This window comes from Cardiobacterium valvarum (assembly GCF_900460955.1).
Lineage (GTDB): Bacteria > Pseudomonadota > Gammaproteobacteria > Cardiobacteriales > Cardiobacteriaceae > Cardiobacterium > Cardiobacterium valvarum.
In genome coordinates this window covers 2,294,906-2,316,798 of the sequence record NZ_UFUW01000001.1, presented here as the reverse complement: position 1 = coordinate 2,316,798, position 21,893 = coordinate 2,294,906, and the positions used below count along the sequence as shown (strand labels likewise).

Annotated in this window: 16 protein-coding genes; 14 read left to right on the top strand and 2 right to left on the bottom strand. The window is 60.6% G+C overall.

Annotated features, from left to right (window positions below; all coding sequences use genetic code 11):
* The first annotated feature begins 16 nt into the window (after nt 1-16).
* From DY250_RS11225 to DY250_RS11160, 14 genes are all read left to right on the top strand, one after another.
* Nucleotides 17-1,315, top strand: coding sequence for a PilT/PilU family type 4a pilus ATPase (locus tag DY250_RS11225; protein ID WP_115612366.1), 1,299 nt, complete (start codon nt 17-19; stop codon nt 1,313-1,315).
* A 121-nt stretch (nt 1,316-1,436) separates the two neighbouring features.
* The gene (locus DY250_RS11220; RefSeq protein ID WP_172542351.1) at nt 1,437-2,219 is read left to right on the top strand and encodes a nuclease-related domain-containing protein; all 783 of its coding nucleotides are present in this window, start codon (nt 1,437-1,439) and stop codon (nt 2,217-2,219) included.
* A 67-nt stretch (nt 2,220-2,286) separates the two neighbouring features.
* A complete protein-coding gene (gene parE / locus DY250_RS11215; protein ID WP_115612364.1) occupies nt 2,287-4,209 on the top strand; it encodes a DNA topoisomerase IV subunit B in 1,923 nt (640 codons plus the stop codon).
* Between the two features lie 1,264 nt (nt 4,210-5,473).
* Complete coding sequence (srlA, locus tag DY250_RS11210) at nt 5,474-6,031, top strand: PTS glucitol/sorbitol transporter subunit IIC (RefSeq protein WP_079539350.1); 558 nt, start codon at nt 5,474-5,476, stop codon at nt 6,029-6,031.
* Nucleotides 6,032-6,042: 11 nt separating this feature from the next.
* Nucleotides 6,043-7,032, top strand: a complete 990-nt coding sequence (gene srlE, locus DY250_RS11205) for a PTS glucitol/sorbitol transporter subunit IIB (RefSeq protein ID WP_115612363.1) — start codon at nt 6,043-6,045, stop codon at nt 7,030-7,032.
* Nucleotides 7,033-7,035: 3 nt separating this feature from the next.
* Nucleotides 7,036-7,407, top strand: coding sequence for a PTS glucitol/sorbitol transporter subunit IIA (locus DY250_RS11200; RefSeq protein ID WP_115612362.1), 372 nt, complete (start codon nt 7,036-7,038; stop codon nt 7,405-7,407).
* 13 nt (nt 7,408-7,420) lie between these two features.
* Nucleotides 7,421-8,206: a sorbitol-6-phosphate dehydrogenase gene (srlD, locus tag DY250_RS11195; protein WP_006985687.1), complete on the top strand. Its 786-nt coding sequence runs from the start codon at nt 7,421-7,423 to the stop codon at nt 8,204-8,206.
* Between the two features lie 68 nt (nt 8,207-8,274).
* Entirely contained in the window at nt 8,275-10,914 is a 2,640-nt protein-coding gene (gene adhE, locus DY250_RS11190; RefSeq protein ID WP_115612361.1) for a bifunctional acetaldehyde-CoA/alcohol dehydrogenase, read from the top strand.
* Nucleotides 10,915-11,149: 235 nt separating this feature from the next.
* Entirely contained in the window at nt 11,150-11,515 is a 366-nt protein-coding gene (locus DY250_RS11185) for a transcriptional regulator GutM (protein WP_115612360.1), read from the top strand.
* A gap of 3 nt (nt 11,516-11,518) precedes the next feature.
* Nucleotides 11,519-12,286, top strand: coding sequence for a DeoR/GlpR family DNA-binding transcription regulator (locus tag DY250_RS11180; RefSeq protein WP_115612359.1), 768 nt, complete (start codon nt 11,519-11,521; stop codon nt 12,284-12,286).
* Between the two features lie 547 nt (nt 12,287-12,833).
* The gene (locus tag DY250_RS11175; protein WP_115612358.1) at nt 12,834-13,427 is read left to right on the top strand and encodes a nucleotide exchange factor GrpE; all 594 of its coding nucleotides are present in this window, start codon (nt 12,834-12,836) and stop codon (nt 13,425-13,427) included.
* 65 nt (nt 13,428-13,492) lie between these two features.
* Nucleotides 13,493-15,424, top strand: coding sequence for a molecular chaperone DnaK (gene dnaK / locus DY250_RS11170; protein WP_115612357.1), 1,932 nt, complete (start codon nt 13,493-13,495; stop codon nt 15,422-15,424).
* A 94-nt stretch (nt 15,425-15,518) separates the two neighbouring features.
* Nucleotides 15,519-16,655: a molecular chaperone DnaJ gene (gene dnaJ / locus DY250_RS11165; protein ID WP_115612356.1), complete on the top strand. Its 1,137-nt coding sequence runs from the start codon at nt 15,519-15,521 to the stop codon at nt 16,653-16,655.
* A gap of 15 nt (nt 16,656-16,670) precedes the next feature.
* Nucleotides 16,671-17,465, top strand: coding sequence for an enoyl-ACP reductase FabI (locus DY250_RS11160; protein ID WP_115612355.1), 795 nt, complete (start codon nt 16,671-16,673; stop codon nt 17,463-17,465).
* Between the two features lie 98 nt (nt 17,466-17,563).
* Here the strand turns inward: DY250_RS11160 and DY250_RS11155 are convergent, their stop codons facing one another.
* Both DY250_RS11155 and DY250_RS11150 read right to left on the bottom strand, forming a co-directional pair.
* On the bottom strand, nt 17,564-18,115 hold the full coding sequence (locus DY250_RS11155; protein WP_115612354.1) for an RNA 2'-phosphotransferase: 552 nt from the start codon (nt 18,113-18,115) through the stop codon (nt 17,564-17,566).
* Nucleotides 18,116-18,190: 75 nt separating this feature from the next.
* The gene (locus DY250_RS11150; RefSeq protein WP_172542349.1) at nt 18,191-21,892 is read right to left on the bottom strand and encodes a DUF2339 domain-containing protein; all 3,702 of its coding nucleotides are present in this window, start codon (nt 21,890-21,892) and stop codon (nt 18,191-18,193) included.
* Nucleotide 21,893 lies beyond the last annotated feature (1 nt).

Sequence of the window (21,893 nt, the reverse complement as noted above, 5' to 3'; positions counted from 1 at the left end):
CCGACGGAGTTGCCCCATGGAAGCCGTATCCCTCGATTCCCCCACTATCCTCACGCCGATCAGCCGCGCTGACATCGCGCAGAAAAAAACCAGCATGCCGCGCGAAGACCTGCGGCCGATGTTTGACAAACTGGTGGCACACGCCGCCGAAAAAAACGCCTCGGATATCTTCATCAACACCGAGAACTACATCAGCATCAAGACCGACGGCCAGCTGAACTACACTAAAAAATTCATGGAAGAAGGCGACGTCTATAATCTCATTGAAGTGATTGCGCGCCCTGAAGCCTATAACGAATTCCTGCGCACGCACGAACTCAACATGATGGTGGAAGTGCCGAATGTCACCTACCTGCGGGTTAACGTCTATCTGCAAAAAAACATGCCCGGCCTGGTGCTACGTCTGATCCCGGCGAACATCCCGAAACTGGATGACCTCGAACTGCCGGTGCCGGATATCCTGAAAAAAATCTCGATGGTCAAGCGTGGTCTCGTTATCGTTATCGGGGCAACCGGTAACGGTAAATCTACCACCCTCGCCTCAATGATTGACCACCGTAACGAAAACTCGCAGAACCACATCATCACCGTCGAAGACCCGATCGAATTCGTGCACAAGCCGAAAAAATCCGTGGTTATCCAGCGCGAAGTCGGCATTGACACCGCTTCCTACGGTATGGCCCTGAAAAACTCGTTGCGTCAGGCGCCAGACGTCATCCTCATCGGGGAAATCCGCGATATTGACACCATGCAATACGCGATGCACTTCGCCGAAACCGGTCACTTGTGCCTCGCCACCCTGCACGCCACCAACTCTGTGCAAGGCTTGGAACGTATCTACAACTTTTTCCCGCGCGAACAGCGGCACCAAATCCAGCCAGAACTTGCGGAGAACCTGCACTGCCTCATCTCGCAGCGTCTCCTGCCCCGCTCTGACCGCCCGGGACGGATTGTGGCGATGGAAATGATGATGAACACCCCGTACATCAGCCACCTTATCTCCGAAGGCGATCTTGGATCCATCCCTGAGGCGATGGAACGCGGCAACCCGGCAGAAGGTGTTTTCACCTTCGACCACAGCATCTTCGAATTGTACGAATCCGGCGTTATCTCCTTCCAGGACGCCATCAACTACGTCGAATCCGAAAACAACTTCCGTATCCGCCTGCGCGCCCAATCGAACCGCCGCCTGCCGCCGGAAATGCAATCACGCGGCGAAATCTTCTCGGTCAAGAGCGACGATGCGCTCTCTCGCGAACTCATGCGCAAAGACCGCGAAGAACGCGAACGTCTCAAACGCGAAGGCAAACTCTAAGCGACAAATCACATCGCGAATACAGACAAGGCAGGCGGCAGCGCCTGCCTTTGCCGTTTATAATCCCCGCCCCGCCAGCGGGGAAGAACAGCATCGCAACCACACCATCCAGCCACCCCACATGAATACCCTGACCATCATCGCCATCGCCCTGATACTTGCCATCAGTGCCGCCTTTGGCCTGCTTGCGGGGGCGGGCAAAACCAAACCTGCCCACCGCCGTAAAAACAAGGGCAATATCGGTGAAAGTCGCATCAGCATCCTGAACGAAATCGGATTGGACGAAAACCACATCGGCCTGGACAACATCCTTATCCCCCTACCGGATGGCGGCACGACCCAAATTGATCACATTGTTGTCTCGCCCTACGGCCTATACATCATCGAAACTAAAAACATGGGCGGCTGGATCTATGGCAACGAATATGACAAGCAATGGACACAAGTCCTGTACAAACAAAAATATACCTTCCAAAACCCGCTGCGCCAGAACTACAAACATTGCCAGGTTATCGCCAGCGCGCTGAATCTTGACAACAGCCTGGTTCACTCCGTCATCGTCTTTATTGGCGATAGCGAAATCAAGACCCCACTACCCTCGAATGTCTGCAACGGCGGTACTGCCTATCTGAACTACATCAAACAACCGCGCGAAGCCCGTATCCCGTTGCCAGAACTGCCGCGCCTCATCGCCGCCATCCAAAAACTGCGCCTCGAAAATAGCGCAGAAAATTGCACCCGCCACATCGCTTACATCGAACAAATCCGCAACGAACCACGTTGCCCGCGTTGCGGTGGAAAAATGGAAAAGCGCATTGCCAAAAATGGTCCCCATGCAGGCAAAGCCTTCTACGGATGCAGTAAATACCCGCGCTGCCACGGCACACGCCCCATTGAAGCATAACCAAGACAAAAACTGCCCCAAGCGGGATAAATACGGAATTCATCACTCACCACACAGGCCAAAAACCATGACAGACCACTACCGCGCCGCCGACATTGACGTCCTCAAAGGACTTGACCCCGTCCGCCGCCGCCCGGGCATGTACACCGACACCACCCGCCCGAACCACCTTGCGCAAGAAGTCATTGACAACAGCGTGGACGAAGCCCTGGCCGGCTACGCCAAAAATATCCACGTTACCCTGCACCGCGACGGCTCCCTCAGTGTGCAGGATGACGGACGCGGCATGCCGGTGGACATCCACCCCGAAGAAGGCGTAAGCGGCGTCGAACTCATCCTTACCCGCCTGCATGCGGGCGGTAAATTCAGCCGCAAAAACTACAACTACTCCGGCGGTCTGCACGGCGTCGGCGTCTCCGTCGTCAACGCCCTCTCCACCCGCCTTGAAGTGGATATCGAACGCGACGGCCGGCGCTACCGCCTTGCCTGCGCGCACGGCGAAGTGGTCGAACCGCTGACTGCCGTTGAAGACATCGGCAAACGCCGCCACGGCACCACCGTCCGCTTCTGGGCCGATCCCGTCTACTTCGACAGCCCCAACTACTCCATCCCCCGCCTCAAACAAACCCTCAAAGCCAAAGCCGTCCTCTGTGCCGGCCTCAACATCCGCTTTACCAACGAAGTGGGCGGCGAAGAAGACGAATGGTGCTACCAGGACGGCCTCAGCGCCTACCTCAGCGAACAGACCGGCGACGGCACCCTGCCTGCCGAACCCTACACCCTGAACCACAGCGACAGCGACGGCCAAATCGACCTCGCCCTCACCTGGCAAGAAGGCAGCGGCGTAAACGGCACCTATGAAAGCTACGCCAACCTCATCCCCACCATCGGCGGCGGCACCCACGTCAACGGTCTGCGCAGCGGCCTCGTTGACGCCCTGCGCGAATTCTGCGAATTCCGCCAACTGCTGCCGCGCGGCATCAAACTCGCGCCGGAAGACATCTGGGAAGGCTGCCAATACGTCCTCTCCGTAAAAATCCCCGAACCCCAATTCTCCAGCCAGACCAAAGAACGCCTCACCTCGCGCCAATGCGCCGCCTGGGTCGGTAACACCGTCAAAGACCACTTTGGCCTCTACCTCAACAAACACGCCGACATCGGCGAGGCCCTCGCCGCGCTTGCTATCGGTCACGCGCAAAAACGCCTCAACAGCAACAAACAAATCACCCGCAAACGCACTGCCGGCGGCCCGGCGCTGCCCGGCAAACTCGCCGACTGCATCAGCCAGGACAACCGCCTGACCGAACTCTTCCTCGTCGAAGGCGACTCGGCGGGCGGCTCGGCCAAACAGGCGCGCGACCGCCAATACCAGGCCATCATGCCCCTGCGCGGCAAAATCAAAAACACCTGGGAAGACGACTCCGCCGTCGTCATGAGCTCACAGGAAATCCACGACATCGCCGTCGCCGTCGGCATCGACCCGGCCAGCGACGACCTGAGCGGCCTGCGCTACGGCAAAATCTGCATCCTCGCCGACGCCGACTCGGACGGCCTGCACATCGCCACCCTCATCTGCGCCTTGATGGTGCGGCACTTCCCGGCACTGGTCCAAGCGGGACACCTCTATGTCGCCATGCCGCCGCTCTACCGCATTGACGCCGGCAAACGCATCGAATACGCGCTGGACGAAGCCGAACGTGACGCGACCATCACCGCCATCCGCCGCGACGGTTACCACGGCAAAATCAACGTCACCCGCTTCAAGGGCCTCGGCGAAATGAACCCGCCGCAACTGCGCGAAACCACGATGAACCCGGACACACGCCGCCTCGTCCGCCTCACCTACCACGACGCGGCAAGCGCCGAAGCCCTGCTTGACATGCTGCTCGCGGACAAACGCGCCGCCGACCGCCGCCAGTGGATAGAAACCAACGGCGACCACGCCGAAAACCTCGACGCCTTCGACACGGCAGCCCTGCCCGGCCTCTGACGCAGCCGCCAAGCGGTGTCGTTACTAGGCTCGCCAAGCGGCGTAAATGCTGGGGCCGTCAAGCGGCATCGTTACCGGGCTCGCCAGGCGGCGTAAACACTGGGCCCGCCAAGCGGCGTGGTTACTGAGCCTGTCAAGCGGCGCAAATGCTGGTTTCTTATCTCCCCCTTCCGTCGCTTCGCGACACCTTCCCCCGCAAGCGGGGGAAGGGATTATTTTGTGTCAAGCGGCGTAAATGCTGGGGCCGCCAAGCGGCATCGTTACCGGGCTCGCCAGGCGGCGTAAACACTGGGCCCGCCAAGCGGCGTGGTTACTGAGCCTGTCAAGCGGCGCAAATGCTGATTTCTTATCTCCCCCTTCCGTCGCTTCGCGACACCTTCCCCCGCAAGCGGGGGAAGGGATTATTTTGTGTCAAGCGGCGTAAATGCTGGGGCCGCCAAGCGGCATCGTTACCGGGCTCGCCAGGCGGCGTAAACACTGGGCCCGCCAAGCGGCGTGGTTACTGAGCCTGTCAAGCGGCGCAAATGCTGATTTCTTATCTCCCCCTTCCGTCGCTTCGCGACACCTTCCCCCCGCAAGCGGGGGAAGGGATTATTTTGTGCCAAGCGGCGTAAATGCTAGGGCCGTCAAGCGGCATCGTTACCGGGCTCGCCAGGCGGCGTAAACACTGGGCCCGCCAAGCGGCGTGGTTACTGAGCCTGTCAAGCGGCGCAAATGCTGGTTTCTTATCCCCCTTCCGTCGCTTCGCGACACCTTCCCCTGCAAGTGGGGGAAGGGATTATTTTGTGCCAAGCGGCGTAAATGCTGGGGCCGTTAAGCGGCATCGTTACCGGGCTCGCCAGGCGGCGTAAACACTGGGCCCGTCAAGCGGCATCGTTACTGGTTCCTCTAAGCGGCGCAAACACTGGTTCCGCCAAAGCGGCGTTGTTGACGGGGCTTGTCGCCATCGCGATTTGTCCGGCGTGTTGGCAAACGCAAGCGGTTTTCCAATCACTCAGGTGCGATTGTCTGCTTTTCCCAATCTGTCGATTATCCAAATTTATATCATATATTTCATTGTGGTATAGAAACTCAACGTAAACTTCACACCGCTTACCACATTTTTCTTCAATAGAATTCCAAGATAAATCAGGAGTAATTGCTATTAATCACAAGCTAAAACTTGTTATTAACCCGTTTTTATCTATATAATCCAAGTTAACGTCGAACTAAGTCACGCGAGTGGTAGTACGGCGGGGTTTCTTCTTTCTTTCAAGAGGTGTTTATGAATGCGATAACGCATGGGGCCGAGTGGTTTATCGGCCTGTTTCAAAAGGGCGGCGAGGTGTTCGTCGGCATGGTGACGGGGATTCTGCCATTGCTGATTGCCTTGCTGGTGGTGATGAATGCGGTGATTGCCTTTGTCGGTCAGCAGCGCATCGAGCGGCTGGCGCAGAAGTGTGCGGGCAATCCGGTTTCCCGTTATCTGGTGTTGCCGGTCATCGGTACGTTTGTGTTCTGTAATCCGATGACACTCAGCCTGGGCCGTTTCATGCCGGAGTGCTACAAGCCCAGTTATTACGCGGCAGCGTCATATAGCTGTCACTCGATGAACGGTATGTTCCCGCACATCAATCCGGGCGAGTTGTTCGTTTATCTCGGCATCGCCAACGGCCTGAAAACGCTGGGGCTGGATTTGGCACCGCTTGCCGTTTGCTATTTGCTGGTCGGCATGGTGACCAATTTCTTCCGGGGCTGGGTGAATGACTGGACGACGGCGCTGTTCGAGAAGCGCATGGGCATCCGTCTTGACCGCACCGTCAACCTCAGCAGCAATAATTAAAGGAGCACGTCATGAGCAAGGTTATCCGCATTGTCAAAGGTAATGGCGGCTGGGGCGGCCCGTTGCTGCTGAATGTCGAGGAAGGCAAGAAGATTCTTTATATGACCGCCGGTACCCGTCCGGACATCGTTGACCGCCTGGTTGAGCTGACCGGCTGGGAAGCGGTGGACGGTTTCAAGGAAGGCGAACCGCCGGCGGAGGAAATCGGCGTCGCGATTATCGACTGCGGCGGCACGCTGCGCTGCGGCCTTTATCCGAAGCGGCGTATTCCGACCATCAATATTCACGCCACCGGTAAATCCGGCCCGCTGGCGGAGTTCATTGTCGAAGATATTTATGTTTCCGCCGTGCGTCCGCATGACATCCATCTCGCTGATGGTGAAGCGCCTGCCGCGACGCCTGCGCCCGCTGCACAAGCGGGCAACGCGCCGCGCGATTATGACGCCAGCAAGAAGATCACCGAGCAATCAGACGGCCTTTTGGCGCGCATTGGTATCGGCATGGGTTCGGTTATCGCCGTTTTCTTCCAGGCGGGGCGCGACACCATCGATACGGTGCTGAAAACCATCCTGCCCTTTATGGCCTTCGTTTCGGCGCTGATCGGTATCATCATCGCTTCCGGCCTCGGTGACTGGATTGCGCACGGCCTTGAGCCGCTGGCAAAAAGCCCCATTGGCCTGATTGCGTTGTCGCTGATTTGTTCCTTCCCCTTCCTCTCGCCCTTCCTTGGCCCAGGCGCCGTTATCGCGCAAGTCATCGGCGTGCTGGTCGGCACCATGATCGGGCAGGGCGTTGTCCCACCGCATCTGGCGCTGCCCGCCCTTTTCGCCATCAACGCGCAAGCCGCCTGCGACTTCATCCCGGTCGGCCTCTCGCTCGCGGAAGCGAAGCAGGACACGGTGCGGGTCGGTGTGCCCTCGGTACTGCTTGGCCGTTTCCTCACCGGTGCGCCGACCGTGCTGCTCGCTTGGTTCGTCTCCGGCTTCATCTATCAGGGCTAAATCATGCGCGTCATCTATCAGGCTCAATTCACCCGCGCCGGCAGTGCCGCGCGGGAAGGTTTTCCGGACGGCATGTTTATCACCTTCGCGGAAACGGAAGCGACGGCGGACATGGCGGAATACTGCTTTCTGCACAGCCACGGCGAGCTGAAACAGGACTTCGCCCCCGGCGACCTCTTTATCCTCGGCGGCAAGCGCTTCCCGCTGACCGCCGTCGGCAGTAACGCCCTCGACAACTTCCGCTCACTCGGCCATATCACCATTTACTTCGACGGCGCAGAAGAAGCCAAACTGCCCGGCACCGTGCACCTGCTCGGCCACCTGCCCGCCGACACGCTGACAGAAGACAGCGACTTCATCATCGAAACCTGCTAAGAGGAGAACAACCATGAATAACAAACCCACAGCCATCGTCATCGGCGGCGGACAAACCCTCGGCGCCTTCCTCAGCAAAGGCCTGGCAGATGCCGGCTACCGCGTCGCCGTCGCCGACCTGAACGGCGATAACGCCGAACGCGTCGCTGCCGAAATCAACGCCGCCCACGGTGCGGGCAGTGCCGCCGGATTTGCGGCGGATGCCACCAATGAAGCGGCAGTGGACGAACTTGCTGCCGCCGTGGACCGCACCTTTGGCCGCAGCGACCTTTTGCTGTACAGCGCCGGCGTCGCCAAAGCCTCACCCATCTGGGACTTCCCGCTCAAAGACTTCCAGCGCTCACTGGATGTCAACCTCACCGGCTACTTCCTCTGTGCCCGCGCCTTCGCCCGCCTGATGATCCGCGACGGCATCCACGGCCGCATCATCGAAATCAATTCCAAATCGGGCAAAGTCGGCAGCAAATACAACGCCGGCTACAGCGCCGCCAAATTCGGCGCGGTCGGCCTCACCCAGTCACTCGCCCTTGACCTTGCCGACAAAGGCATCACCGTGAATGCGCTGATGCTGGGCAACCTGCTGAAATCGCCGATGTTCCAGTCGCTGATCCCTGAATACGCGAAAAAACTCGGCATCCCCGAAGACCAGGTTGAGCAGACCTACATCGACAAAGTCCCGCTGAAACGCGGCTGCGACTATCAGGACGTGCTGAACGTGCTGCTTTTCTACGCCAGCGACAAAGCCTCTTACTGCACGGGGCAGTCGATCAACATCACCGGCGGACAGGTGATGTTCTAAATAAACTACTAGCGGGCGGGGGGATTCATTCCCGCCCGAAAACCATCAAGAGAACACAGGAGATACCCATGGCCGACCCCAAAACCGACAAACAGATCGAAGCCGAAGCCCACGTTGACATACTGGTGCGTCGCGGATTGAAAGCGCTGGAACAATTCCGCGAGCTCAATCAGGAACAGGTGGACTACATCGTCGCCAAAGCCTCGGTGGCCGCGCTGGATCAGCACGGCGTTCTCGCCAAACACGCACTGGATGAAACGAAGCGCGGCGTCTTTGAAGACAAAGCAACGAAAAACCTCTTCGCTTGCGAGCACGTCGTCAACAACATGCGCCACACCAAAACCGTCGGCATCATCAGCGAAGACGAGGTGAGCGGCCTGACCCTGATTGCCGAACCGGTCGGCGTCATCTGCGGCATCACTCCCACCACCAACCCGACCTCCACCGCCATCTTCAAATCGCTGATTGCCCTGAAAACGCGCAACCCTATCGTCTTCGCCTTCCACCCCTCTGCCCAGGAAAGCTCGGCGCATGCCGCGCAAGTTGTCTATGACGCCGCCGTTGCCGCCGGTGCCCCCGAACACTGCATCCAGTGGATTACCCTGCCTTCGATAGAAGCGACCAACGCCCTGATGAAGCACGACGGCATTGCCACCATCCTCGCCACCGGCGGTAACGCCATGGTGCGCGCCGCCTATTCCTGCGGCAAACCGGCGCTCGGCGTTGGCGCGGGCAACGTTCCTGCCTACGTCGAAAAAACGGCTGACCTGCGCCAGGCCGCACACGACATCGTGATGAGCAAATCCTTTGACAACGGCATGGTCTGTGCCTCCGAACAGGCGGTGATCATCGACAAGGAAATCTACGACGAATTCGTGAACGAGCTGAAAAGCTACCACGTCCATTTCATCAACAAAAAAGAAAAAGCGCTCCTGGAAGAACACTGCTTCGGCGTGAAAGCGCACAGCAAAGACTGCGCGCTGGGCAAACTCAACGCCGATATCGTTGGCCGCCCGGCAGCATGGATTGCCGAACAGGCCGGCTTCAGTGTGCCGCCCGGTACCAACATCCTCGCCGCCGAAGTCGGGGAAATCGGCGAAAAAGAACCGCTGACCCGCGAAAAGCTCTCGCCCATCATCGCTGTCGCCAAAGCCGACAGCACGCAGGACGGCATCGACAAGGCGCGGCAAATGGTCGAATTCCACGGCCTCGGCCACTCCGCCGCCATCCACACCAAAGACGCGGCGCTTGCCAAAGAATTCGGGCGGCAGATCCGCGCCATCCGCATCATCTGGAACTCACCCTCCACCTTCGGCGGCATTGGCGACATGTACAACGCCTTCCTGCCGTCGCTCACCCTCGGCTGCGGTTCCTACGGGCGCAATTCGGTCGGCGACAACGTCAGCGCCGTCAACCTGCTGAACATCAAAAAAGTCGGCCGCCGGAGAAACAATATGCAATGGTTCAAAGTCCCGTCCAAAATCTATTTCGAGCGTGACGCAGTGCAATACCTGCAAAAAATGAAAAACGTGTCCAAAGCCATGATCGTCACCGACGAAACCATGGTCGAACACGGCTTCCTGCAACGCGTCATCGAACAACTGCACCTGCGCCGCAACCACGTCACCTACACCGTCTTTTCCGATGTCGAGCCCGATCCGGACATCACCACCGTCACACGCGGCGCGGAAATCATGAAAACCTTTGCGCCGGACACCATCATCGCCCTTGGCGGCGGCTCCGTCATGGACGCGGCGAAAGTCATGTGGCTCTTCTACGAACAGCCGCATATCGACTTCCGCGACCTCGTGCAAAAATTCATGGACATCCGCAAACGCGCCTTCAAATTCCCCGAACTTGGTGAAAAAGCCAGATACGTCGGTATCCCGACCACCTCCGGTACCGGCTCGGAAGTCACGCCGTTTGCCGTCATCTCCGACAAAAAACACAACCGCAAATACCCGCTGGCCGACTACTCGCTCACCCCGAGCATCGCCATCATCGATCCGGCGCTGGTGCTGACCGTGCCGGCCTTCGTTGCTGCCGACACCGGCATGGACGTGCTCACCCACGCCATCGAAGCCTACGTCTCAACACTGGCCAACGACTACACCGACGGACTCGCCTTGCAAGCCATCAAACTCGTCTTCGCCCACCTCGAAAGCTCGGTGAAAAATGCCGACTTCGAATCACGCGAAAAAATGCACAACGCTTCGACCATGGCGGGCATGGCCTTCGCCAACGCCTTCCTCGGTATCTCGCATTCGCTGGCGCACAAACTGGGCGGCTACTTCCACACCGTGCATGGCCGCACCAACGCCATCCTCCTGCCCTACGTCATCCGCTACAACGGCACCCGTCCGGGCAAAACCGCAACCTGGCCGAAATACAACTACTACCGCGCTGACGAAAAATACCAGGACATTGCCCGCTTGCTCGGCCTGCCCGCCGCTACCCCGGAAGAAGGCGTGCAGAGCCTCGCCCAGGCGGTGTACGACCTCGGCGAGCGCGTGGGCATCAAGATGAACTTCCGCGACCAGGGCATCAAAGAACAGGACTACATGCAGAAAACCGAAGAAATCGCCTACCTCGCCTACGAAGACCAATGCACCCCGGCGAACCCGCGACTGGCGGTGGTCAGCGACCTCAAAGAAATCCTCGAAGACGCCTACTACGGCTACAAGGAGCGACCGGGACGGCTGAAATAAACCCGGCGACAGAACCCCGCCCCAAAGCCCCTCTTCCACTGGGGGAGGGGTTTGGGGTGGGGGTAGAAAAGCGCGCGTCAGTGACGAATCCCGCAAACACACTGCCTGACGCAACATCAGCACACACGATAGCCCCATCAACAGCCCCGCCCCGCCGGGGCTTCGCCACAAAAACCATTGCGCCCCGCGCAGAGAACGCGTACAACACGCCACCGCCCACACACAGGAATACCCCATGACCCTCACCACCGCCCTGCTTACTGCCGCCGCCGTCGCCTGGACGGCGCAAATCATCCTCGGCTACTGGCAGATCAGCCGCTTCAACAACGCCTACGCCGAACTCGCCCGCCATAGCACCTACCTCGGCGTCGGCCATTCCAATGGCCGTTTCACCCCCAAAATCCTCATCATCCTTGCCCTTGACGGCGACAAACGCGTCAGCGACAGCATCCTCATGCAGGGGCTGACCATCTTTGCCGCACCGCAAAAACTCACGCAGTTGCACGGCATGGACTACCGCGACATCGACCCTGCCGCCATCTTCCCCGACAAACCGCGCCACCAGCAGGCACTCGCCAGTGCCTTGCAGCACAAGGACTGAAGCATGGCCAAACCCGTTGACGGCGAACGCCGTGACAAAATCGTGCAATACGTCATACGCCACGGCAAAGCGCGGGTGGGCGAACTGGCGGAAATGTTCCAGGTATCGGGCGAAACCATCCGCAAAGACCTGAACGAACTGCACAGCCGCAACATCCTGCACAAAGGGCACGGCATCGTCCTGCCCGCCAGCGCCTACCTGGAAAACGTCTATGCGCGCAAAGCCGAGCGGCACCAGGAAGCCAAACACCGCATCGCCGCCTTCGCCGTCAGCCTCATTCCCAGTGAGGCGGTGGTCTATCTTGACGCCAGCAGCACCATCGCCTGCCTCGCCGGCCTGCTGGCGGGGCAGCGCAACCTCACCGTCATCACCAATTCGATGAGCAGCGCGCAGGCACTCGCCGGCAGCGACAACCAGGTGATGGTGACCGGCGGCGAACTGCGCCACAAAAGCTACGGCTACATCGGCCAGTGGGCGGAACGCGCGGTGCGCCAGGTGCGCTTCGACATCGCCTTCTTCGGCTGCGACGGCTTTCATACCCAGGGCCCGGCCATTCGTGCCTACTCCGAACTCGCCGTGAAAGAATGCGCGCTGGCGCAGGCGGACAAACGCATCCTCCTCGCCGACAGCAGCAAATTTGGCGCCGAAGGCCTGTACTGCTTCGCCACCTTCCGCGACATCGACCTGCTCATCAGCGAACGCCTACCCGATGCCGCCGAACAATCCCGCTTCCCGCCCGGCTTCACCATCCTGACCCCGCCGGATGCCTGACCTGTTCGACAAGGATTCAGGTTTTATCCCGCTTGGCGGCGGTTCTTGTCAAAAACGTCAAAAGCGGGACGGCAAGCGGTGTCAAACCTGGGTTCGCGTAGGGTGGGCTTCAGCCCACCGAGCAGGCTGAGCCCGCCAAGCGGCGTTCTTACCGGGGTCGCGTAAAAAAATCCGCCGTAGGACGGCGGATTTTTTTGTTTTCGCCAGGGCGAAAGGTATTTGTCCCGCCCGGCGGCTGTTTTTCCGCTCAGCGCGAGGGCGGCGGTGCGCTGCCACAGGCGGCAAGCAGGCCGGCGAGCAGGGTGGCAAGGAGGGCGGTGCGGCGGGGTGTGGACATGGGATGTTCCTCGTTGTGGATGTTGCAGGTGCTGCGCCGTCAGGCGGCAGGCGGCCTAGTGTACTGAAACAGCTTCCGGCCGCAATAGAGCTCCGTCGTGAATCCGCCTGGCGGTCATGCGTTTTTATTTCTGAATGCCTGCCCTTGAATTTTTTATCCCCTGCTCCCAGTTAGGAAGGACTGCTTTTTTTGTTTTTTGAGAGGTGCTTTATGCAGGATGAAGAGATGACCACGAATGTGCCGCCGGAACCGGAAGAGGGCGCCGAGTCGTCCCCCGAACTTGCCGCTGAAGAGGCGTTTCTTGATGCGCGCGGCGCGGAAATTGAGGCCTTGCAGGCGCAGGTTGCCGAGTTAAAGAACGCGGTGCTGCGTGAGCGCGCCGATAGTGACAACCTGCGCAAGCGTTTCGAGCGCGAGAAGGAATCAGCCTTGAAATTCGGCAGCGAGAAGCTGATTAAGGAGCTTTTGCCGGTCATCGATTCGCTTACCCTGGGTCTTGAAGCGGCGAAGGCGCATGAGGCGGAAGGCCGGCAGGCGCTGGATCATTTTATTGAGGGCTCGTCAATGACGCTGAAGCTGCTGCTGGATGTGTTGCAGAAGAACGGCGTGATCGAGCTGGATCCGGTCGGCGAGAAGCTCGACCCCGAATTGCATCAGGCGCTGTCGGTCATTCCCAGCCCCGATGCGGAGCCAAACACCATCCTGCACGTCGCGCAGAAGGGGTATCTGCTCAACGGCCGCGTTATCCGCGCCGCGCAGGTCATCGTCGCCGACGGTGCGCAGAAAAATCCGCCGCAGGCTTGATTTTGCGGCAGCCCGCCCCACTTAGGCGGTTAACCTGTTTTTGTTTTATTTGAAGAGAGTGATTTATGAGCAAAATTATCGGTATTGACCTTGGCACCACCAACTCCTGTGTATCCATCATGGACGGCGACAAGCCGCGTGTGATTGAAAATGCCGAAGGCGCGCGCACCACGCCGTCTATCGTCGCTTTCACCGATGACGGCGAAGTGCTGGTCGGCCAGCCGGCGAAACGTCAGGCGGTGACCAACCCGAAAAACACCCTGTACGCTATCAAGCGTCTCATTGGCCGCCGTTTTGACGAAAAAGAGGTACAGAAAGACATCAACCTCGTCCCCTACAAAATCATCAAGGCTGACAACGGCGATGCTTGGGTGGAAGCGGTGAACAAGAAAATGGCGCCGCCGGAAGTCTCCGCGCGCGTGCTGATGAAGATGAAGAAAACGGTGGAAGATTTCCTCGGCGAGAAAATCACTGACGCCGTCATTACCGTGCCCGCTTATTTCAACGACGACCAGCGCAAGGCAACCAAAGACGCCGGCCGCATCGCGGGTTTGAACGTGCAGCGCATCATCAACGAGCCGACTGCCGCAGCGCTGGCTTACGGTATGGACCGTGGCGCGCGCGACGCGAAGATTGCGGTTTATGACCTGGGCGGCGGTACTTTCGATATTTCCATCATCGAAACGGTGGATCTCGACGGCGAGCAGCAGTTTGAAGTGCTGTCCACCAACGGTGACACCTTCCTCGGCGGTGAAGACTTCGACGCCCGCATCATCGATTACCTCGTCGCCGAGTTCAAAAAGGACAGCGGCATCGACCTCTCGAAAGACTCGCTTGCCCTGCAACGCCTGAAAGAAGCGGCAGAAAAAGCGAAAATCGAGCTGTCATCCAGCGAGCAGACCGAAATCAACCTGCCCTATATCACCGCCGACGCCTCCGGACCGAAACACCTCAACATCAAGATGACCCGTGCCAAACTGGAATCGCTGGTTGCCGATCTGATCGAGAAAACGCTGGAACCCTGCCGTCAGGCGCTGAAAGATGCCGGCCTCTCCGCCAAAGACATCCACGACGTGATTCTCGTCGGCGGCCAGACCCGGATGCCGAAAGTGCAGGAGACCGTGAAAAACTTCTTCGGTAAAGAGCCGCGCAAAGACGTGAACCCGGACGAAGCGGTCGCCCTTGGTGCCGCCATCCAGGGCGGGGTTATCGGCGGTGACGTCAAAGACGTGCTGCTGCTTGACGTTACCCCGCTGTCGCTCGGTATCGAAACGATGGGCGGCGTGATGACCAAGCTGATCGAGAAAAACACCACCATCCCGACCAAAGCGTCGCAAGTGTTCTCGACCGCCGAAGACAACCAGTCCGCCGTGACCATCCACGTCCTGCAAGGCGAACGCCAGCAGGCCAGCGGCAACAAATCGCTGGGCCGCTTTGACCTCTCCGGCATCGAACCTGCGCCGCGCGGTATGCCGCAAATCGAAGTCAGCTTCGACATTGACGCCAACGGCATCCTCAACGTCACCGCCAAAGACAAGAAGACCGGCAAAGAACAGTCCATCATCATCAAGGGCAATTCCGGCCTCTCCGATGACGAAGTCGAGCGGATGATCAAAGACGCCGAAGCGCACGCCGAAGAAGACAAAGCCTTCCAGGAAAAAGTGAGCGCGAAGAACAACGCCGAATCGATGATCCACACCATCGAGAAAAGCATGAGCGATCTTGGCGACGAAGTCTCCGCATCCGAAAAAAGCGCGGTGGAAGATGCGATCAAGGCGCTGAAAGAAGTGATGGACAAAGGCAGCGTTGATGACATCAACAGCAAGACCGAAGCGCTGACCAAAGCCGCCGAACCCGTCCTGCAAAAAGCCTACAACAAAATGAGCGGCGACCAGGCCGCAGGCGGCAGCAGCGCGGGCAGCAGCAACAGCGCGCCGAAAGACGACAACGTTGTTGACGCTGACTTCCAGGAAGTCAAAGACGACGACAACAAATAAACCCCAACCCAACCCGTCCACCAGGACGGGTTCCTGATACCACCGCGCAGGCGGCATCAGGAACCCGCCCTATCCACATCACAAAGCAACCTTCATGGCAGACAAAGACCTCTACAAAATCCTCGGCGTCAACAAGAACGCAACCCAAGAAGAACTCAAACGCGCCTACCGCAAGCTCACCATGGAGTTGCACCCCGACCGCAACCCCGACAACCGCGAAGAAGCCGAGCGCAAATTCAAAGAAATGAAAGCGGCCTACGACATCCTCTCGGACGAACAAAAACGCGCCACCTACGACCGCTACGGTTTTGAAGCCGCAAGCGGCAACGGCGCAGGCGGCGGCTTTGGCGGGGGCGGCTTCGGCGGCTTCAATGCCGACGTTTTTGGCGACATCTTCGGCGACATCTTCGGCGGTGGCCGCCAGCGTCAGGCACGTCCCGAAACACGCGGCCACGACCTGGCCTACGAACTCGACCTCTCCCTCGAAGAAGCCGTCAACGGCATCGAAAAACGCATCCGCATCCCCACCTACATCCGCTGCAAAAGCTGCGACGGCAGCGGCGCCACCGCCAAATCCGTCAAACGCACCTGCCCCAGCTGCAACGGATCCGGCCAAATCCGCATCCAGCAAGGCTTCTTCTCCATCGCCCAGCCCTGCCCGCAATGCGGCGGCAAAGGGCAAATCATCGAAAGCCCCTGCACCGACTGCCACGGTGATGGCCGCGTCAAGCAACAAAAAACCCTCAACGTCAACATCCCTGCCGGCGTTGACACCGGCGACCGCATCCGCCTTGCCGGCGAAGGTGAAGCGGGTGAACGCGGTGCGGCAGCGGGCGACCTCTACGTTGACATCCGCGTACGCAAACACCCCATCTTCACCCGCACCGGCGATGACCTGCACTGCGAAATGCCGATCAGCTTCGTCACCGCCGCACTCGGCGGCGACCTCGAAGTGCCGACCCTCGGCGGCAGGGTCGTCCTCAACGTGCCGCCGGAAACCCAGACCGGCAAACGTTTCCGCCTGAAGGGCAAAGGCGTCAAATCCGTACGCAGCCGCGCGGCAGGCGACCTCTACTGCACCGTCAACCTCGAAACCCCGGTCAACCTCTCCAAAAAACAGAAAGACCTGCTCGCCGAATTCGGCAACACCCTGAGTGAGGGCGGCAAAACCCACGCGCCGCAAGAAAAATCCTTCCTCGACAAAGTCAAAAAATTTTTCGATAACCTCTAACCCAAGGAACGCACTATGGGCTTCATGAACGGCAAAAAAATCCTCATCACGGGACTCGCCAGCAACCTCTCCATTGCCTACGGCATCGCCCAGGCCATGCACCGCGAAGGCGCCGAACTCGCCTTCACCTACCAGAACGACAAATTAAAACCGCGCGTCGAAAAAATGGGCGCCGAATTTGGCAGCAGCATCTTCCTGCCCTGCGACGTGGCGAGTGATGCGGAAATCGACGCCGTTTTTACCACCCTCGCCGAAATTTGGGGCGGACTGGACGGCCTTATCCACGCCATCGCCTTCGCCCCCAGAGACGCCATCGAAGGCCGCTTCCTGGACGGCTGCACCCGCGAAAACTTCGCCCTTGCGCACGACATCAGCGCCTACAGCTTCGTCGCCCTGATGCGCGGTGCCGCCCCGCTGATGAAAGGACGCAACGCCGCAGCCCTCGCGCTCACCTACCTCGGCGCCGTCAAAGCCATCCCCAACTACAACACCATGGGGCTTGCCAAAGCTTCGCTGGAAGCGGCCATCCGCTACCTCGCCGCCGATTTGGGACAAGACGGCATCCGCGTCAACGGCATCAGCGCCGGCCCCATCCGCACGCTTGCCGCCTCCGGCATCAAAGATTTCCGCAAAATGCTGAAAGGCTTTGAGAAAACCGCACCGCTGAAACGCTGCGTCACCATCGAAGAAGTCGGCAACACCGCCGCCTTCCTCTGCTCCGACCTCGCCTCCGGCATCACCGGTGAAATCACCTACGTGGACGGCGGTTACAACATCTTCTCCTCTGTGCAAATGAGCGACGATGACTGAGTCGCACACGCCTACAAAAAAACCACCGCAAGCGGTGGTTTTTTTGTAGGCCGCCGTCGGCGGGCTCAGTATTGACGCCGCTTGGCGGGACGGGTGGTTCACGACCGCTGCAGATAGGCGGCAGGCACATGATCGGTGAGCCAGACGCCGTTGTCCGAGCGGTAGAAGAGAAAGCCGTCGCGCTGCATCTGTCCGGCGAGGACGCGCAGCACGACGGGCTTGCCGTTTCGTTGCCCGACCTTGACGGCGGTATCGGGGTCGGCGCTGAGGTGCACGTGCTGCCGTGCGCGCTTTTCCAGTCCGCCGCTGGCAAAAATGGCGGCAACCGTGGCGGCGGCGGTGCCGTGATACAGCATTTCCGGCGGTTCCTGCGGTGTGTAGGCGAGATCAATGGCGATGGAATGCCCCTGACTGGCGCGGATCTTCGTGCCGTCGGCATTGAAAGCAAAGCGTTTTTTGTTGTTGGTAGCGACGATATGTTCCAGCAGAGCGCGGTCAATCGTCCTGTCATGCGCGTTCATGAGGCGCAGGAGGGTTTCGACGTCCGCCCAGCCTTGCGCATCCAGGTGGAGGCCGATGGTTTCGGGGTGATGGCGCAGGATGAAGCTGAGGAATTTGCTGAGGGCGGCGTCGTGTGGGCTAGGAGTCATCTGAAAATCCGGTGGAAAAATGGCAGGTTAAACGGGCCATCCCGCCTGCTGCCAGGCGGGATGGGCGGCCTATCGTCAGGTGTCTTTTTCTGCGTCTTTGCCAGGCGCCGGGGCGATGTAGCTGACGATGAGCAGCAGGATGCCGACGCCGATGAAGCTGACGATGCGGGCGATGCCGCCGGTGTCCGCCAGTTCGACGAGGAAAAGTTTGACGACGACGATGCCGATGAGGGTTGCGCCCGCGAGCCACAGGCTGCGGCGGCGGTGGCTGTGGCCGCGCAGCATCAGGGCGATGGCGCATATGCTCCATACCAGCGACAGGGTCGCCTGCACGCCGAAGGAGGCGAGCAGGGCGCGCGCTTCCCACGGCACGCCGAGGTAGTGGTGCCAGATGCGCAGGATGTCGAGGCTGATGATGAGCCACAGGGTAAAGCCGAGGAGCAGGTTTTTTTGTTTTTCCCAACCTGACGCCACGGCGGCACTATGGGCGGCTTCTCCCGGCGGTATGCAGGTCTGCCACCAGCGCCACAGGATGTAGAGCGCGACGAGGCTGACGAGTTCGAGCGGGTTGATCACGGGCAGGTAGGGGAAGGGCGCGGCGTTGCCGTCGTGACTGAGGTTGTACCAGGCAAGGATGAGCAGGGTGAGGCCGCAGGCGGGATTCGCCGGATGGTGGTAGGTGGCGGGGTAGCGGCGCGTTTTTTCTTGCACGGCGGGCAGGGTGGCGAGCCAGAGGATGGCAAGCGGCGTGGCGAGCAGCAGCGGCAGTTGCCAGATGCTGTCCGGCGCGAGGTTGGTGACGCCGAGAAGGTGGCCGAGGCGGAGGCCCGCCAGGGTGAAGAGGCTGGTGCCGGCGAGGTGGGCCGCAGCGCGGTGGCGCTGGATGACGGGGTCGCTGCCCGCTTCGTAGCGCGCGAGCAGGATGAGGTGCAGCACGGCTGCGGCGGCGATGGCGGTAAACCAGCTGCCGGGCTCTGTCAGCGTCATCGGATATTGGTCAAGCAGCAGGGCGAGGAAGAGCAGCGGCAGGTAGGCCAGCGTGCTTTGTGCCGCCTGGCGCCAGCGCAGGTATCCGGCGGCGGTGAGGACGGCAATGGTGAGGTTGATCGCCCAAGTGGCGCGGGCAGGCGCAAGGGCGGCAAGCGATGGGGCGGTACAGGCTACCCAGACGAGGGCGCCGCTGCTGGCGGTGAGCAGCAGCCAGCCGCTCTGGTTGCGCAGGGTGTCGGCGGTGTCGCGGCGTTGTTGCAGCCAGGCGGTGGCGAGGGCGATGAGCGCGGTGAGGGTGAGCGGCGCGCTTTCTCCAGCGGCAAGTGTCAGGGCGAGAAGGGCGCCGCACGTCACCATGAGGGTGGCGAGTTTGCCATAGACGCGTCCCGCCGGATGGCTGTCGCCGTACCCTTTTTTGCTGTAGCGCTGCTGGATGAGGGCGAGCAGGGTGGCGGTCATGGCGATGGGGACGGCGGCCCGGGCCGGCGGCAGGATGCCGAGTGGCAGGGCGAGGGTGGCGGCATAGGTGAGGATGGCGAAGAGGCGCTGGGCGGCGGTATCAGCCGGGCCGTTGGCGTCGCCGGAGTCCTTCCGCCAGCTGAGGATGTTGGCGGCGCCGCTCACGATGATGATGAGGGTGGTGTGGATGGGGCCGCTGATGAGGGTCTCGGCGTAAGGGGTGATGCGGTATTCGCCCAGCAGCAGGGCGATGGCGCCGATATGGGTTGCGGATGCGGTGTGACTGAGGGTGCGGATACCGCTGCGCAGGCCGATATGGTAGGCGATGGCGGCTTCGATGAGCCATGCGGTCAGCGCCCAGCTGGTGGGCAGGAGGAGGAGCGGCAGGTCGAGCGCGGTGCCGAGGGTGAGGATGGTGCAAGCGGCGGTGAGGTTTTTTTCCCAGCAGGCGCTGTCTTCGCTGCGGCTGCGCCACCAGGCAAGCTGGATGGTGATGCCGCCGAGCAGGGCGAGGACGGTTGCGGCGAGCGGGCCGGTAAGTGCCGGATCGCCACCGCTCAGGCGGTACTGGCTGCAGAGGGTGATGGCGGCGAGGAGGTAGAGGAGGAGGGCGCCCAGGCGGGTGATGGGGCTACGGGTACTGTGCGCGAGGGTGTATACCAGCGCGGCCTGGATGGCCCAGCTGCTGACGGTCCAGTGTGGGTCGAGCGCAAGCGGGATAGCCGTGGTCGCGAAGAGGGCAGCGAGGATGGCGAGGGTGTGCAGGCGGGCGTCGCTGCCGCGCACGTAGAGGGCGCAAAGGGTGTACCACGCGGCGAAGGCCAGTGCCGAGAGGGCGGCGCCGTATTGCGCCCAGGTCGCGAGGTGGTATTGCAGGGTGTAGAAGCCGAGTGCCGAGGCGATGAGCAGGGCGCTGTCAAGGACGCCGATGCGCTGCATACCGCTCAGGTAGTAGCTGAACATGGTGTGCAGGCTGGCGTTGTTGTCGAGGGTCGGCGGGTCGGCATCGTCGGTGCGGTGGCGGGCGTAGAGCCAGACGATGAGGGTGTAGAGGACGAGGTGGTAGATGAGGAAGGGCTGCACCGCGAGGTAGTCGCTATGTTGGTAGTAGCGGCTGCCCCAGGCGCCGGCGATGAAGGTGGTACCGATGAAGCCGGTGAGGTTGAGCGAGCGCCAGGCTTTGTAGCGGGCGATGAGGGCGACGCCGCTGTTGAGCAGGGCAAGGTAGCTGAAAAGGCCGATGTAGTTGTTGCTGCCGCTGGAGGTGAGGATGGGCGCGGCGAGGCCGCCGATCAAGGCGATTTGCGCGAGGATGAGGGCGTCTTGCACCACGGCGAGGGCGACGAGCAGGCCGGTGGCCGCCACCATGAGGATGAAGGCAGGGGCCGGCGGGATGAGGTCGTGCAGTTTGAGGGCGGCAAGGGTGGTGAGGTAGAGGATTGCGAGCGACGCGCCTTGTACGGCGAGGGCGTAGTAGCGGCGTTTGTGGCGCAGGCGCCAGCCGGCAAAGCCGAGGACGATGGCGGTCGTAGCGACGACGCAGTAGCGCAGCGGGATGGAGATGTGGATGCGCGCCGAGGCGTAGCGCAGGAGGAAGGCGAGGCCGAGGAAGAGGATGGCGATGCCGGTTTTCAGCAGCAGGTTTTCACTGAGCCAGGCGGTGAGGGGGTTGGGTTTGGCGTCGGCAGCGTTGTTATCAGCGGGGGCGGCAGGACGGGGAGCAGGTTCGCTGTGGTTGATGGCGGGTTGTGCGGGGCGGTAGTGAACGGCAGTTTCTGGGGCCACAGTGCGTGCGGCAGCGGGTTTGTCCTGCGCTTTGGGCGGTGTCGTGGCCGGGGTGGTGGTTACGTCAGGCAGGTCGTATGCCCAGACGCCATCTGTTTCTTTGTCGGGTGTGGGCGGTAGCGGGGCGGGTTCCGGTGCAGGCAGTGGTGTGTGGATGTAACGGCGGATGTCGTTCAGCGGCATGGCGCGTGCTGTGGCCGGTTGCGCGGCGAGATGGGCGAGGCGTGTTTCTATCGCGCGCACGTCGTTTTGCAGGGTGGCGATTTGCTGTTGCAGCGTGGTGAGTTCGCTACGCAGGGCGGTTTCATCGGCGCTGTGCCGGGCGTCGTGGTCGTTGCCATAACCGTAGTACGAGCGGGGCTGGTCGGGTGCACCGGCGCTGTCGTCCTGCTGTGCCTTATTGCCGCGCGCAACCAGCCAGCAGAAGCCAAAAATCAGGCCGAGGACGGTCAGCATCCCTTCGGTGCCGAAGGCGAAATCCAGGGCAATACTCGCCGGCAGGATAATGACGAAATAGAGGAGGGCAGCGGCACAACCGTTCATA

Coding starts and splice junctions, on each gene's coding strand:
- srlD (WP_006985687.1), top strand. CDS start 7,421: ATGAATAACAAACCCACAGCCATCGTCATCGGCGGCGGACAAACCCTC.
- DY250_RS11180 (WP_115612359.1), top strand. CDS start 11,519: ATGGCCAAACCCGTTGACGGCGAACGCCGTGACAAAATCGTGCAATAC.
- adhE (WP_115612361.1), top strand. CDS start 8,275: ATGGCCGACCCCAAAACCGACAAACAGATCGAAGCCGAAGCCCACGTT.
- dnaK (WP_115612357.1), top strand. CDS start 13,493: ATGAGCAAAATTATCGGTATTGACCTTGGCACCACCAACTCCTGTGTA.
- parE (WP_115612364.1), top strand. CDS start 2,287: ATGACAGACCACTACCGCGCCGCCGACATTGACGTCCTCAAAGGACTT.
- DY250_RS11200 (WP_115612362.1), top strand. CDS start 7,036: ATGCGCGTCATCTATCAGGCTCAATTCACCCGCGCCGGCAGTGCCGCG.
- DY250_RS11150 (WP_172542349.1), bottom strand. CDS start 21,892: ATGAACGGTTGTGCCGCTGCCCTCCTCTATTTCGTCATTATCCTGCCG.
- dnaJ (WP_115612356.1), top strand. CDS start 15,519: ATGGCAGACAAAGACCTCTACAAAATCCTCGGCGTCAACAAGAACGCA.
- DY250_RS11225 (WP_115612366.1), top strand. CDS start 17: ATGGAAGCCGTATCCCTCGATTCCCCCACTATCCTCACGCCGATCAGC.
- DY250_RS11185 (WP_115612360.1), top strand. CDS start 11,150: ATGACCCTCACCACCGCCCTGCTTACTGCCGCCGCCGTCGCCTGGACG.
- srlA (WP_079539350.1), top strand. CDS start 5,474: ATGAATGCGATAACGCATGGGGCCGAGTGGTTTATCGGCCTGTTTCAA.
- DY250_RS11160 (WP_115612355.1), top strand. CDS start 16,671: ATGGGCTTCATGAACGGCAAAAAAATCCTCATCACGGGACTCGCCAGC.
- srlE (WP_115612363.1), top strand. CDS start 6,043: ATGAGCAAGGTTATCCGCATTGTCAAAGGTAATGGCGGCTGGGGCGGC.
- DY250_RS11220 (WP_172542351.1), top strand. CDS start 1,437: ATGAATACCCTGACCATCATCGCCATCGCCCTGATACTTGCCATCAGT.
- DY250_RS11155 (WP_115612354.1), bottom strand. CDS start 18,115: ATGACTCCTAGCCCACACGACGCCGCCCTCAGCAAATTCCTCAGCTTC.
- DY250_RS11175 (WP_115612358.1), top strand. CDS start 12,834: ATGCAGGATGAAGAGATGACCACGAATGTGCCGCCGGAACCGGAAGAG.